Origin of the sequence: Streptomyces sp. NPDC015144 (genome assembly GCF_043079735.1) — a bacterium.
Taxonomy (GTDB): Bacteria; Actinomycetota; Actinomycetes; order Streptomycetales; family Streptomycetaceae; genus Streptomyces.
The window spans coordinates 26993-39208 of sequence record NZ_JBIBUU010000019.1 but is presented as its reverse complement, the minus strand read 5'-3'; the positions used below and the strand labels follow the sequence as shown (position 1 = coordinate 39208).

Here is a 12216-nt window from a genome sequence, read left to right as displayed (position 1 = left end):
GCGAATATTCATTTTTGGCCACCGCATGGCTCGGAGATTGCTTTCCCTTTGCTGTGGCGCGCTGCCATGATTCTCGACGTTCAAGATCGTTCGGCCCTGCAACATGCTTTCCTACATGAGGAGTTGGGTTGAGGATGAACTTCAAGCGCGTAGCCAAGGTGGCGGCAGTGTCCACGGCGCTGGTGGTGGCCGCGGCCACTCCCGCGCTGGCAACCGTGGTGAGCATCGGCGGTGGCACCTGGGACTACGGTGCGGGCACCGCCATCGTCTGGTCCGACTACTACCACGGCTCCAAGTGCCACGGCTCGACCTCGGTCGGCAAGTACATAGACAGCGATGAGGAGGCCGCGGGCGGCTGGTCCCTCACGCAGGCCGAGGTCGCTCTGTCGGGCAACGAAAGCTATTACAAGACCACCTGCTGATTTCACGGGCAGTGTGCGCAGCACCCCCCGAGGCGCCGCCTTGCGCTCCTCGGGGGGTGTGCTCTCCCAGCCGCCTGGTCGGTCGATCTCTCCCGGTAGGACACACGCATGCTGCATCGTGGCGTCACGTTCGCGCACGCCGTCATCCTCGCGTTCTCCGCCCTGTTCTCCTTCCTCTTCCTGAGAGGTTTCGAAGACCAGTGGACCCTGGGGTACGACGCGGTCATCCAGGTCGACAACTCCCGTGACACCAGTACGAGTCGCGCCGTCAGTGAAGCGCTGGAAGCCTTCGCCCGTGACCGTGGTGTCACCGTGGGCCGTCAGGAACCCGATCTGAAGCGCCCGGACCGGAGCCGGCACCTCTACCTGACCGCGAGCGGTCCCCGGGCCGACTGGCTCGACAGCGGTTACCCGGCATTCAGCCCCGGCCAGACCACCACCACGCACCCCCTGTCCGATCTTTCGAACCGAGATCCTCGGGGCCTCTACTACCTCTTCGGTGACTCCGGCACGGTCGAGCCCTTCGTCGCGCTCCTGGAGGAAAACGGTCTCACCGCCAGGCATGTCCGGCCCGCCTCCGTCGAGCAGATCTCCTTCGCATACGGCGGCGGTGCGCTGGCCCGGTCCCTGGTGGTCATCGCCCTGGTCTGTGTCACCCTGACCGGTGCGGGCGTGCTGCTCAACGCCAAGTCGTACGGTGTGCTGCGCCTTCAGGGAATGTCGCTGCCCGGGATTCTCACGCGTGATCTGCTGCGGCTCGCCCGCTTCTGGGGCGTCCTCGTCGCGGCTCTGGCAGTGGTGGCGGCAGCCCTGCTGGCCTGGTACAACGACCTGGCATGGTTCGGGCTGTTCGTCCTTCTCGCGATGGCGACAGCCGGAGCTTTCACCGCACTCACCCTCGCCACCCACGCGGGAATGCTCGCCCTGACCGCCCGGACCAGCACCCTGGCCGCGCTGAAGGGGGAGATCCCCGCCCGTTCCACGGCCGTTGCCACCTACCTCGTGCGCGTTCCCGCCCTGCTTCTCGCTCTGGGAATCGCCGCCTCGGTCCTTCAGGCCGGGCAGGATCTTACCCGGCGGAAGGACGCCTTCGCGAAGTACGAGCAGGCCGGGCAGGCGTCCACCGTACGGTTCAACGGCTACTTGGGAGCCCCCGACGCTCTCCGGGAACTCGAAGCGAAGGTCGGTCCCTGGTTGCGTGCGGCCGACGCCGACGGCGAACTCGTCCTGGCGGGCCGGAAGGACATCCGGAGATCCAGGGACGGGCAGAACATTCCGGCGGACGGACTGATGATCGTCAACCGGACTTTCCTGGAACACGAGGTGATCCGGGGGCCGGGCGGCCGTCGCTACGCATCACGCGACCTCGCGCAGAACCCGGGCGACACGGTCGGCCCGGAGCAGATCCTGCTGCTGGTCCCCCAGCGTCTCGCCTCCCATACCGACCAGTTCAAGGCGATGGTGCCGGGCCTGGTCAGCCCGCCCGACCCGGACCGGATCACGCCCGGGATGATCACCATCCTCCCTGCCGCGGACGGCCAGAAGGTCTTCACCTACAACGCGCGAGGCAGTTTCCGGCCCGGGCAGGACCAGCGCGCGGACGAATCGTCCCTCACCGACCCCGTGATCGTCGTCGTCCCCAACGGAGCCGACTACATCAGCGACAAGGGCTACACCGCCTACGCCTCCCAGCGGAGCATCATCTTCCCGGACCCCGATGACATCACCGCCGGCATCGCCACCCACGAGCTGCACAGCGAGGTCATCGCGGTCAGCCCCGTAGCGAGCGACGCGGCCCAGGCGATCCGTGAGATCACTGCTGACTTCCGTCTCCAGGTCTTCAATCTCTTCATCGCGCTCGCGGTCCTGATCACCACGGGCGTCGGCGTGGTCATCGTCCACACCCGCAAGAACGCACAACAGATCTTCGCCCGGCACATCCACGGCTGGACCTTCGCCGGGACCCATCGCGTGCTGCTGGCGGCCGAAGCCGCGATCATCCTGCTGCTCGCCTCCTGGACCCCGTTCCAGGTCTGGCGAAGCAATCAGGACCTCGCCCGGTACCAGGCGCTCGGCATCCCGGCCCCCCGGGCCGCGGCCACGGTCACCGGCCTGGACCTGATCGTCATCGTCGGCCTGATCGTGGTCGAGATCAGTGCCACGCTGACGGTCCTGGCCTACTTCCACCGCCGCATCATCAAGGAAGGATCCACCGAAGCGTGATTGACATCGCCGGGTTGTCCAAGTCCTTCGGTACCCGAGTGCTCTGGCAGGATCTGACCTTCTCCGTCGAGGCCGGGCGGATGCTCGCGCTGACCGGACCCAGCGGATCCGGCAAGTCGACTCTGCTCAATTGCCTCGGGCTCCTGGACACTCCCACCTCGGGCACGATCAGTCACAACGGGCGGGCGCTCGTCGGGCTCGGCGCTCGAAGGACCCGTATCTACCGTCGCGACACCCTTGGCTATCTCTTCCAGAACTATGCCCTGATCGACAATGCGACCATCGCCGACAACCTCGACATCGCCGTCCGGCCCGGCCGCGCCCGGGGCCGGAAACAGCCCGCGCCCACCCCGGCCGAGGCTCTGGAACGGGTCGGTCTCGCCGGCCGCGAAGGGGACATCGTCCACCGCCTCTCGGGTGGCGAACAACAGCGTGTCGCACTCGCCCGTCTCATCGTCAAACAGCCCGCACTCGTTCTGGCGGACGAGCCCACCGGCGCGCTCGACCTCGACAACACCCACATGGTCATCGACACCCTGCGCAGCCTGGCCGACAGTGGCTGTGCGGTGGTGATCGCCACCCATGACCCCACGGTCAGGGACCTGTGCGACAGCGTCCTTCGTGTAGGAACATCAACCTCCCCCGTACCCGTCAAGGAGATCAGCGCTTCATGAAGTCCCGCCTGACCTGGTCCGTCGCCGCCGTCGTCGCGCTGGCCGTCATCGTTGTCCTGCTCGTCTACGGCACTCATGCGCTGACGATCGTCGGACGCGTCGCAGAGAGAGTCTTCTGAGGCCCCCGGCGTAACGCAACGACGCGCGGGACGGACCCGCTGATACACCGACCGCCCCCGGGGACTGCCCTCCGGGGGCGGTTTCCGTTGCCCCTTCGGGCACTCCGTGCCCGCTCCCGTCGCGCCGACTTGTCCGCCGTGCGGTGAATGCCAGGCTTGTTTATCGACTTTTGCCAAGCGATGGCGACCTCGGGGGGAACCCATGCTGCGTATCCACTTCACCAGCGGAGACCTGGAGAACGTGCGCATCGCGCGTCGACCGGATCCGCTCTGGGAGATCCTCTGCAGCATCTGCTGCCTCCAGCACCGCGAAGGCACGCTCGCCTTCGGCGAATGGCGCCGGACGGCGCGCGAGCTGCTGCGCCGGGGCGGCCCGGCCCGCGAGGCGGCCGCCGTCTTACGCAGCCTGATGCCGCGCGCCGCCTACTTCCCGGACTTCCTCACCCCGCCCGTCGAGGAGGACTCCGACGATCTCGGCGCCTACGGTCTGCGCTCCGGTGTCGATCGGGTGCTCTCGACCCCGAAACGCCAACTCCGCCATGAGCTGTCCCTGCTGGCGGCGAGCAGCGGAAGCCCGTGGGCGGGTACGGAGCTGGCCCGGGGCGATACCGGTGCCCTGGCCGTGCTGGGGAACCAGTTCCACACCTACCACCGGGAGTTCATCGAGCCCGCCTGGAACCGGATGGATGCCGAGATAGCCGCCGACACCGCCCGACGCACCCGCTCCCTGGCCCACGGCGGGACGCGCGCGCTGCTGGCGGGGCTGCGGCCGATGGCCGTCTGGGAGCCGCCGGTGCTGACCGCGCGCTATCCGGTCGACCGCGATCTCCACCTCGGGGGCCGGGGACTGCTCCTGATCCCGTCGTACTTCTGCTGGCGCGATCCGATCACGCTGGTGGACGACGGGATGATGCCCGTGCTCATCTACCCGATCGACCGTACGGCCGACGCGCCCGTGTCCACGTCCGCCTCGCTGGGGCGGCTGCTGGGCCCGGCCCGCGCTTCGCTCCTGTACGAGGCCGCCGTACGCCCGTCCGCCTCCACCTCCGAACTGGCCGAGGCGACCGGTCTCTCCCTGCCCAGCGTCAGCCAGCAGCTCGCCGTGCTGCGGGAGGGCGGTCTGGTGACCAGCCGCCGCGACGGCAAGCGCGTCCGCCATACGGCGACTCCGCTGGGCCGCCGCCTCCTCCAGGGCTGCTGACCGCCCCGGGATTCAGGCGACGCGCGGGATGGTCTCGTTGACCTTGGTGGACCAGTTGGTGACGACCGGCTTGTCGACGGTGGCCATGTCGGGGAGTTCGAGGTCGGCCGGGTTGGGGTCGTCCTCGGTGGTGGCGACGATGACGTGGTCGAACTGCACGCCGTTTTCGCCGTCGGTGGTCTTGGGGTTGATACCGGCGTACGCGACGGCCGGGCCCGAGAGCTTGATCGGGTCCTCGCCGCCCTGCCCGACCGGGGAGGCGACGCCCTCGGCCTTGGAGCCGAAGGAGACGCTCGGGGTGTTCACGTCCAGGTAGCAGGTGATCCCGGGCTTGGCCTTGGCGGTGAGGCGGTAGTGGCTGATGGGCTGGGCTTCCCAGGTGACCGTGAGGTCCAGGTCGTTGGTGCCGCAGGACTGTCCGTAACCGCTCTTGTCACCGGAGCCGGTGCCGTTGCCGCTGCCGCTGCCGCTGGTGCCGCCCTTGTCGCCGGAGCCGTTGCTCGCGCCCTTGTCGGCCGAGGAACCGGCGGAGGCCCCGGCGGACGCTCCGGCCGAAGCCCCGGCCGAAGCCCCGGCGGAGGCCCCGGCCCCGATGGCCTCCGCGTTGTCCTCGGGGTCGCAGGCGGTCGTGGTGACGGCGAGGGCCGTCACGGCCGTGGCGGCCAGGAGGAGGCGGGCGGAACGGGCGGCGAGACGCGAGCGCATCGTGATCTCCAGTGGCTTCGGGTGAGGGTGTTTCCTGCTGACACCGAAGACATTAGGGCTGGGTCGATCCTCAAACGATCGCGCGATTGTCCGTGTTCTGTCTCACTGGATCGGTTCCATGAAAGGCCGTCGGATTTCGTGAATCCCCAGGTCAGGAACGGTGGAACGGTGCTCCCGGAGAGGCGTGTCCCGGCCGGGAGCGTCGCGCGGGCGGGCTGTGGCGGTCAGGCGGAGAGGACCTGATGGAGGGCTTCGAGGCCGTCGCTGTAGATCTTCTCGAACACGTCGACCGCCTCTTCGTCGGTGGCGTTGAGCGGGTTGAAGCGCCCGGACCACTGGACCTCGGCCATGTCCTCCTGGCCGGGCACCGCGTGGACCCGGAGAGTCGCGATGTAGTCGTCGACGGGGAACGGGGACTCGACGATGACGTAACTCAGCGAGCGCTCGGCGTCGTTGAAGCTCACCAGCCGCTCGACGATGACGATGCTCTCCGGGTTCGACGGGTCCTCCAGCCGGCGGACCCGCCCGCCTTCGAGCATCGTGCTCTGCGGGACGTACGGAAGCCACTCGGGCAGGCCGTGGAAGCCGCCGACGAGGTCCCACACCTTGGCGGGCGAGGCGGGGACCGTGCGGGTGATGGACGTCGAGGCCATGGTCTTTTCTCCTTGATCCGGTTGCATGCGGGGCGAGTTGGGCGCCATGAGGAAGGGGTGCCCGGCGGGGGCTTCCTGGCTAACTGCGCGGACGCCCTCCGCGACACGGCCGTCCGGCCGCACGCTTTGGCCGGAGGCAAAAGGACGCGCGCCCCGATCCCGGTACCTCGCAGACTCCAAGGGAGCGGCGCGGTAAAGAGGTCAACTCGGCTGATTCGGAAAGGAGTTCAACGGCACGCCCGTCTAGCCGAGCCGGTCGCAGGCGGGGCAGTGGCCGGGAACGGGGGCCCGGTAGGCGCGGTCGCAGATGTCGCAGTTCTGGAGGGGGTCGGTGAGTACGACGGCCCGGGGCGGCGAGGGGAGGTAGGTCGTGAGGCGGTAGCGGAGGAGTTTGACGGGGTGCTTGAGCGGGCGCGGGAGATCGTTGGTGAGGGCGTGGCGGAGGGCGCTGGGGGTGGTGTCGCGCTCAAACCAGGTGGCGGCGAGGGGCGCGAGGAGCGCGACGTCGTTCCCGGTGAGGGTGATCTCGGGGGCGTGGCGGTGGAGGTCGGAGAGGAGGGAGGTGGCGGCGAGCGTGTACTTGGGGTGGGGCTCGTGGGGGTGAGGCTCGCGGGGGTGGGGGAGCCGGGCTACGGGGGCCGCCTTGGCCGCAGGTGAAGGCATAGGCGCAGGCGCAGGCGCAGGCACAGGAACCGGCGCAGGCACCGGCACAGGCACCGGCGCAGGTGCGGACACAGGGACTGGGGCGGTGGCCGGTTGGTGACGTGCGGGACGGGGGTCCGGGCGTCGGTGACCGGTCTCCGCTTCCTTTGCCCGGGAGGAGGTTGCCCGGGAGGCGTCTGCTCGGGACGCGGTTGCCTGGGGCTGGTTGTAGGAGCGGGTGCGGGTGACGATCTGGCCGTTGGCGAGGTGCTCGGTTTCGCGGCTGAGGTAGCCGTGGGTTTCGAGTTCGCGTAACGCCTTGGCGATGCGGGTTTCGCCTTCGGGGAAGCGTTCGGCGAGGTGCTTGATGGTGATGCGGGCGCCGTCGGGGAGCGACTGGATGTGGGTGGCGAGTCCGATCGCCAGCAGGGTCAGTTCGCGGTGCTGGGCGAGGTGGTTGCCGATGACGGTGAACCGGCTGGTGTGACGGGTGTTGACGTGTTCGACGCCGCGTACGGCGGACACGGGGCGCGCGGGCGCGCTAGCCTGCTGGGTACCCATTGGGGAAGCTCTCTTCTTCCTTGGTGGTCAGGCCCTCGGTTGGGAGTGGAGTCCCGGTCGGGGGCCGACGTATGTGCTGTGGGGTGGTGTTGGCGTGAGCATATGCCCGCAAGCCGCACCAATATCCAGCTCAGTTGGCCAAAGTCACCCAAGTGGGTGACGTAGGGGCCCGCAGGTTACAGACGGGTGGGTTGGGTTTTTTTCCACGTCCTCAAGACAAAGGCCTTAAAAGCTTTTTACGTCGTGGAACGCCGGGTCCCGGCTTACCGAGACCCGGTTGACCGGGCCCCGGTTCGCCGCGACCCGGCGATCCACGATCCGGTTAACGGGCCGACGTGTGGACCGGCTTTCCGGGCGTGGGGCGGTTGGTCTTCATGGTGTGGTGGATCCAGTCCGTGTAGGCGGGGGCGCTGCTGTAGAGGCCGGGCCCCTGCGAGCAGGGCACGCCCGGGGCGCCGGGGCCCGAGGTGACGCCGATCAACTCCCAGCGCCCGTTGCGGCCCCTGGTGATCTGCGGGCCGCCGGAGTCCCCGAAGCAGGCCATGGAGCCGGGCTTGGTGGTGATGGTGCAGAGCCGGGTGCGGTCCGCGTAACCGGGGGCGCATTCGGACTCCGCGCCCCTGCGGGTGTCCAGTTCCTGGAGCCGGTCGGGGAAGGCGAACTCGGTGTCGACGGTGGTGCCGAAACCGAGCAGCCTGGTCGGGGTGCCGGGCTTCCCGGGCTGTCCGGCGATCCGGATGGGCCGCTGGGTCACGGGGCGGTCCAGGCGTACGAGGGCGACGTCGTCCTTGTTGGCGAACGCGTTATTGCCGTTCACGTAACCGGGGTGGACGAAGGTCCGGTCGATCCCGCGTACGGTGCCGCCGGACTTCCGGTCCGCGCTGCCGACGCGCACGATGCCTTCCAGTTCGAGCCCGTCGCCCCGCACGCAGTGGGCCGCCGTCAGCACCCACTGCCGGTCGATGAGCGACGCCCCGCAGTTGCCGTCCTCCAGGCCCTGGGTGGGGGCCGACATGGGGATGGTCGCCATGAACGGGTAGCTCTCGCTCGAATCGGACCCGTTGACGATCGCCGAGGCGTTGCCCGCCAGGGCGGTCGCGCCGACCGTGGCGGCGAGCAGTCCGACAGCTGCGGCCCGGACGGCGCGGTGGCGGGGGCGACGGGAACGGGTCCCGGCCGGGGAGGGGCGGGACGCGGCGGAGGGGGACGCGGCAGGGTCGGGTGAGGGGGAGCGGAACGCGGAGAGGCTGAACACGGAGGGTTCCTTCTTGCTCGGTGGATCCTTGCGTATTCAGCCTCGGCGTTCCGGCCCCGGCGGCCCATCCGGGCAGCAGGCCACCCCGGGGTACGGAAAACCCCCGCCCGGGGCGGGGGCGGCCCGCCCGGGGCGGGCCGGGGTGGGTCAGCCGCCGACCGGGACGGCCTCCTCGGCGGAGGTGTGCCAGTTGGTCACGGCGGGGGAGTCGACCGTGATGGTGTCGATGTTCAGCGTCTCCGGATTCGCGTCGCTCTCACCGGTGGCCACGACCATGATGCCGATCTCCAGGCCGCCGTTCGTGTTGGTGGTCTTCGGAGTCATCCCGGCGTAGGCGGTGGTGGTGCCGCTCAGCTTGATCTCCTTGGCCGGGGCCTGGTCGAACGGCTTCGCCTCGGTGCCGTCGGAGCCGAAGGCCACGGTCGGGGGGTTGGCGGGGAGGAAGCAGGTGATGCCCGGCTTCGCCTTCGCGGTGATGAGGAGGTAGCCGCCCGCCTGGCTCTCGGTCCTGGTGCCCCAGGTGAGATCGTTCGCGCCGCAGACCTGGCCGACCTGTCCCCGGCCGGTGCCGCCGTCGGTGCCCGAGCCACCGGCCTGGTCGTTCCCCTTGTCCGAGCCCTGGCCGCTGTCCGCGCCGGAGGAACCGGACGAGGCGGCGGCGGAGGCGGAATTCTGCGGGGCGGCGCTGTCCGCGCCCCCGTCGCCACCCGGGTCCTCGCAGGCCGTCATCAGCATCGCGCCGCCCACGAGCACAGCGGATACGAGAAAGGCCTTGCGCCGGTTGCCGGACATGAGAGAACCCCTTGCTGATCGATGACGTGCTGATCTGCGGCCTGCCGCGAAGCTCCGTCGGCCCCGCGCCGCCCGCTTGATCACTATGAGGGAACCGCGAGGTCAGAGGGTGTGGAAGTCCCCGTATCCGGACGCCGTTGTGGCATGTCCGTGACATGATCGCGATGTGGTTGCCCCTCCGTCGAACCGGGGGTTTCCCCCATGGCCGCCCCTCGAAGGCTTCTCGTAGCTTGGGTGCCATCGGGTCCGGAGGGCCGGATGACCGAGGGACTGGGGGGGCCTGTTCATGCGTCAGGAACTGCACCGTATCGGAGCGTTGACGGCGGCCGCGCTCGCGGTCGCCGGACTCGCCGGGTGCGGTCTGGTCATGGGGGAGAAGACGGAGGACACCAGCACCCTGTCCGGGAAGATCACCTCCGTACGGCTGGAGAACCGGGCGGGCGGTGTGACCGTCAACGGCAGGGCGGGCGGCGGGAAGCTCTCCCTGCACCGGGAGATCACCTACCGGGACGAGCGGCCCACGGGCGCCACCCACCGGATCGAGAACGGTGTGCTGATCCTCGGCGGCTGCGGCAGCGGCTGTTCCGTCCGCTACACCGTCGACGTACCGGCGGGCATCCCGGTGACCGGGGAGGTCTCCAGCGGCAGCGTGCACCTGGCCAAGGTGGGGGCGGTGAAGGTGACCACCAGCTCCGGCCGGATCGAGATGGACGGCGTGTCCGGCGCGGTGGAGGTCGGGACCACCAACGGCAGGATCACCGGGAAGAACATCGCGGCCGAACGCATCCGGGCGCGGACCTCCAACGGCGCGATCGACCTGACCGCGACGACACCCCCGGACGTACGGGCCACGACGTCCAACGGGGACATCACCCTGACCCTGCCGAAGGCCGACTACGCGGTCACGGCGGAGACGACGAACGGCGACCGGACCATCGACGTCCCCGACGCCCCGGCGGGCAAGCACCATCTCGGGCTGAAGAGCAGCAACGGCGACATCACCGTCAGGAACCCCTGACCGGCCTCACGTCTTTTACAAGGGGTACCCCGACCCACGGCTTCGCGCCCTCGCCCTCCGGGAACCGGGGCCGTGCGCGGTGGCGTCCCTCCGTGGGATCGCGGCACCGACCCCACGGAGGAACCAGTCCATGACCGGCACGGCCGCCCGCTACCTCTATCTGACCCGGCACGGCGAGGCGTCGCCGGACGAGAGCGAGCTGACCGACGCGGGTCGACGGCAGGCGCGGCTGCTGGGGGAGCGGCTCGACGGGGTGCCGCTCGCGGTGATCCACCACGGCCCGCTGGCCCGCGCCCGGCAGACCGCGCGGCTGGTCGGAGAAGGGTTCGACGGGGTTCCGCTGCGGTGCTCGGAAGAGGCCGGGGACTACGTTCCCCACCTCCCCGCGCGCGAGGAACTGCCGCCCGAGGCGGCCGACGACTGGACGGCGTTCCTGGACCGGTTCACCGCCGAGGAACGCGCGGAGGGCCCCCGTCTCGCGGCGGCGGCGCTCGACCGGTTCACCGGGCCCGTCGCCGGGGACGAGCCCCGCCACGAACTGCTCGTCACCCACAACTTCCTCACCGGCTGGCTGATCCGCGCCGCGCTCGGTGCGCCGAAGTGGCGGTGGCTGGGCATCAACCACGCCAATGCGGCCCTGACCGTCATCCACTACGCGCCGGACCGCCCGCCGGCCGTCCTCCTCTTCAACGACACCGGCCACCTCCCCGCCGGGATCCGCTGGACCGGCTGTCCGCCGGAGCTCCGCGTCTGAGCCGGAGGGCCGTCGACGTCCCCCGCGAGCGGGGCACCCGTTCAGCCCAGGAGTTCGCGGAGCCCGGCGGTGTCGATGACGCGGGCCCGGGGCTGCTCTCACCGGGAGCCTTCACCCAGGTCGATGGCGGCCGGCCGCTCCAGGAGCTCGATCGCCCTGCCCACGTCCGCGTGTCCGCTCCGTGCGCAGCCGCGCCCGCCGCCGCTTGACCGCGTCATGGAGGCGCTCGGCGGTCGCGGTGCGGGTGCCCGGCAGGGGCCCGGGGTCCTGGGGTCAGCCATCAGCGTTTGGCCGAGTTCGCCCGGGCGGAGCGGATCACGCCCGCCGCGGCGATCAGGAAGCCGACGCCCATCAGCATGCAGAGCGACCAGGCGATGGACGGCAGGGGGTGGGTGCCGAGGAAGAGCGGGGCCATGGTGGCCAGGGTGGACAGTGCGCCGACGAAGAAGACGATCGCGCCGATCCGGACCAGCCGGTCGCCCGCGCCAGAAGGTGTAGTACTCACCCCGCCAGGGTATGTCCCGGCGGCGGCGAACCGCTGTTCGGCCACTGGGGTCCCCGAGGGGTGTCGTTTCCGGACAGAGTCCGGATGATCAGGCTTGACGGCGGGTACCCCCCCTGGGGAGGCTGCTGCCAGCAGGGGACAGCACCACCACTGGATAGCCTGACCTGCTGAGGCTTTGTTCCGGCATACGGGCATACGGGTTGAGATGGGGTGCGTGCTTTGCCGACTGGCAAGGTCAAGTGGTTCAACAGCGAGAAGGGCTTCGGTTTCCTTTCCCGCGACGACGGCGGAGATGTCTTCGTGCACTCCTCCGTGCTGCCCGACGGCGTGGACGCCCTCAAGCCGGGCCAGCGCGTCGAATTCGGCGTCGTCGCAGGTCAGCGTGGGGACCAGGCGCTCTCGGTGACGGTTTTGGACCCGACCCCCTCCGTCGCGGCCGCACAGCGCCGCAAGCCGGACGAGCTCGCGTCCATCGTGCAGGACCTGACCACCCTGCTGGAGAACATCACCCCGATGCTGGAGCGCGGCCGGTACCCCGACAAGGCGGCCGGCAAGAAGATCGGCGGTCTGCTGCGCGCGGTGGCCGATCAGCTCGACGTCTGACCGGATCGACGTCCGGCCGGCAGCCCGGCTCGATGTCCGGCCGGCTGACCGGCTCGACGTCGCACGTCCGACCCGGCCCCCGAACGGTG

General features: G+C 69.8%; 14 protein-coding genes. 8 read left to right on the top strand and 6 right to left on the bottom strand.

From position 1 onward, the window contains the following. Positions 1 to 134 precede the first annotated feature (134 nt). From ACF08W_RS27420 to ACF08W_RS27400, 5 genes are all read left to right on the top strand, one after another. Complete coding sequence (locus ACF08W_RS27420) at positions 135 to 422, top strand: lactococcin 972 family bacteriocin (protein WP_392280838.1); 288 nt, start codon at positions 135 to 137, stop codon at positions 420 to 422. Positions 423 to 530: 108 nt separating this feature from the next. Further along, positions 531 to 2645: a hypothetical protein gene (locus ACF08W_RS27415; protein WP_392280837.1), complete on the top strand. Its 2115-nt coding sequence runs from the start codon at positions 531 to 533 to the stop codon at positions 2643 to 2645. Beyond that, positions 2642 to 3319: an ABC transporter ATP-binding protein gene (locus ACF08W_RS27410; RefSeq protein ID WP_392280836.1), complete on the top strand. Its 678-nt coding sequence runs from the start codon at positions 2642 to 2644 to the stop codon at positions 3317 to 3319. The genes ACF08W_RS27415 and ACF08W_RS27410 overlap by 4 nt, the downstream gene beginning before the upstream one ends. Beyond that, positions 3316 to 3438 carry a hypothetical protein gene (locus tag ACF08W_RS27405; protein ID WP_392280835.1) on the top strand — a complete coding sequence of 41 codons (123 nt, stop codon included), beginning with the start codon at positions 3316 to 3318 and terminating at the stop codon, positions 3436 to 3438. Before ACF08W_RS27410 ends, ACF08W_RS27405 begins: the two co-directional genes overlap by 4 nt. Before the next feature lie 202 nt (positions 3439 to 3640). Further along, positions 3641 to 4639 (top strand): ArsR/SmtB family transcription factor, encoded by a 999-nt coding sequence (locus ACF08W_RS27400; protein WP_385214628.1) that lies wholly within the window; start codon positions 3641 to 3643, stop codon positions 4637 to 4639. Positions 4640 to 4651: 12 nt separating this feature from the next. Here ACF08W_RS27400 and ACF08W_RS27395 read toward each other — a convergent pair whose 3' ends face one another. From ACF08W_RS27395 to ACF08W_RS27375, 5 genes are all read right to left on the bottom strand, one after another. After that, on the bottom strand, positions 4652 to 5344 hold the full coding sequence (locus ACF08W_RS27395; RefSeq protein ID WP_392280834.1) for a hypothetical protein: 693 nt from the start codon (positions 5342 to 5344) through the stop codon (positions 4652 to 4654). Between the two features lie 224 nt (positions 5345 to 5568). Continuing rightward, positions 5569 to 5997, bottom strand: a complete 429-nt coding sequence (locus ACF08W_RS27390) for an SRPBCC family protein (protein WP_392280833.1) — start codon at positions 5995 to 5997, stop codon at positions 5569 to 5571. 243 nt (positions 5998 to 6240) lie between these two features. Beyond that, positions 6241 to 7200, bottom strand: coding sequence for a helix-turn-helix domain-containing protein (locus ACF08W_RS27385; RefSeq protein WP_392280832.1), 960 nt, complete (start codon positions 7198 to 7200; stop codon positions 6241 to 6243). A gap of 322 nt (positions 7201 to 7522) precedes the next feature. Next, positions 7523 to 8320 (bottom strand): S1 family peptidase, encoded by a 798-nt coding sequence (locus ACF08W_RS27380; RefSeq protein WP_392280914.1) that lies wholly within the window; start codon positions 8318 to 8320, stop codon positions 7523 to 7525. Positions 8321 to 8602: 282 nt separating this feature from the next. After that, positions 8603 to 9247 carry a hypothetical protein gene (locus tag ACF08W_RS27375; RefSeq protein ID WP_392280831.1) on the bottom strand — a complete coding sequence of 215 codons (645 nt, stop codon included), beginning with the start codon at positions 9245 to 9247 and terminating at the stop codon, positions 8603 to 8605. 286 nt (positions 9248 to 9533) lie between these two features. On the opposite strand from ACF08W_RS27375, the gene ACF08W_RS27370 reads away from it, so the two are divergent. Then, positions 9534 to 10265 (top strand): DUF4097 domain-containing protein, encoded by a 732-nt coding sequence (locus ACF08W_RS27370; protein WP_392280830.1) that lies wholly within the window; start codon positions 9534 to 9536, stop codon positions 10263 to 10265. A gap of 130 nt (positions 10266 to 10395) precedes the next feature. Further along, the gene (locus ACF08W_RS27365; RefSeq protein ID WP_385214612.1) at positions 10396 to 11019 is read left to right on the top strand and encodes a histidine phosphatase family protein; all 624 of its coding nucleotides are present in this window, start codon (positions 10396 to 10398) and stop codon (positions 11017 to 11019) included. Between the two features lie 280 nt (positions 11020 to 11299). On the opposite strand, the gene ACF08W_RS27360 is transcribed toward ACF08W_RS27365, so the two are convergent. Continuing rightward, positions 11300 to 11524: a hypothetical protein gene (locus ACF08W_RS27360; protein ID WP_352278635.1), complete on the bottom strand. Its 225-nt coding sequence runs from the start codon at positions 11522 to 11524 to the stop codon at positions 11300 to 11302. Between the two features lie 219 nt (positions 11525 to 11743). Between ACF08W_RS27360 and ACF08W_RS27355 the strand changes: the two genes are divergently transcribed. Further along, complete coding sequence (locus ACF08W_RS27355) at positions 11744 to 12127, top strand: cold-shock protein (RefSeq protein WP_352278636.1); 384 nt, start codon at positions 11744 to 11746, stop codon at positions 12125 to 12127. Positions 12128 to 12216: the final 89 nt, after the last annotated feature.

Coding starts and splice junctions, on each gene's coding strand:
- ACF08W_RS27365 (WP_385214612.1), top strand. CDS start 10,396: ATGACCGGCACGGCCGCCCGCTACCTCTATCTGACCCGGCACGGCGAG.
- ACF08W_RS27385 (WP_392280832.1), bottom strand. CDS start 7,200: ATGGGTACCCAGCAGGCTAGCGCGCCCGCGCGCCCCGTGTCCGCCGTA.
- ACF08W_RS27405 (WP_392280835.1), top strand. CDS start 3,316: ATGAAGTCCCGCCTGACCTGGTCCGTCGCCGCCGTCGTCGCGCTGGCC.
- ACF08W_RS27395 (WP_392280834.1), bottom strand. CDS start 5,344: ATGCGCTCGCGTCTCGCCGCCCGTTCCGCCCGCCTCCTCCTGGCCGCC.
- ACF08W_RS27420 (WP_392280838.1), top strand. CDS start 135: ATGAACTTCAAGCGCGTAGCCAAGGTGGCGGCAGTGTCCACGGCGCTG.
- ACF08W_RS27400 (WP_385214628.1), top strand. CDS start 3,641: ATGCTGCGTATCCACTTCACCAGCGGAGACCTGGAGAACGTGCGCATC.
- ACF08W_RS27370 (WP_392280830.1), top strand. CDS start 9,534: ATGCGTCAGGAACTGCACCGTATCGGAGCGTTGACGGCGGCCGCGCTC.
- ACF08W_RS27390 (WP_392280833.1), bottom strand. CDS start 5,997: ATGGCCTCGACGTCCATCACCCGCACGGTCCCCGCCTCGCCCGCCAAG.
- ACF08W_RS27375 (WP_392280831.1), bottom strand. CDS start 9,247: ATGTCCGGCAACCGGCGCAAGGCCTTTCTCGTATCCGCTGTGCTCGTG.
- ACF08W_RS27415 (WP_392280837.1), top strand. CDS start 531: ATGCTGCATCGTGGCGTCACGTTCGCGCACGCCGTCATCCTCGCGTTC.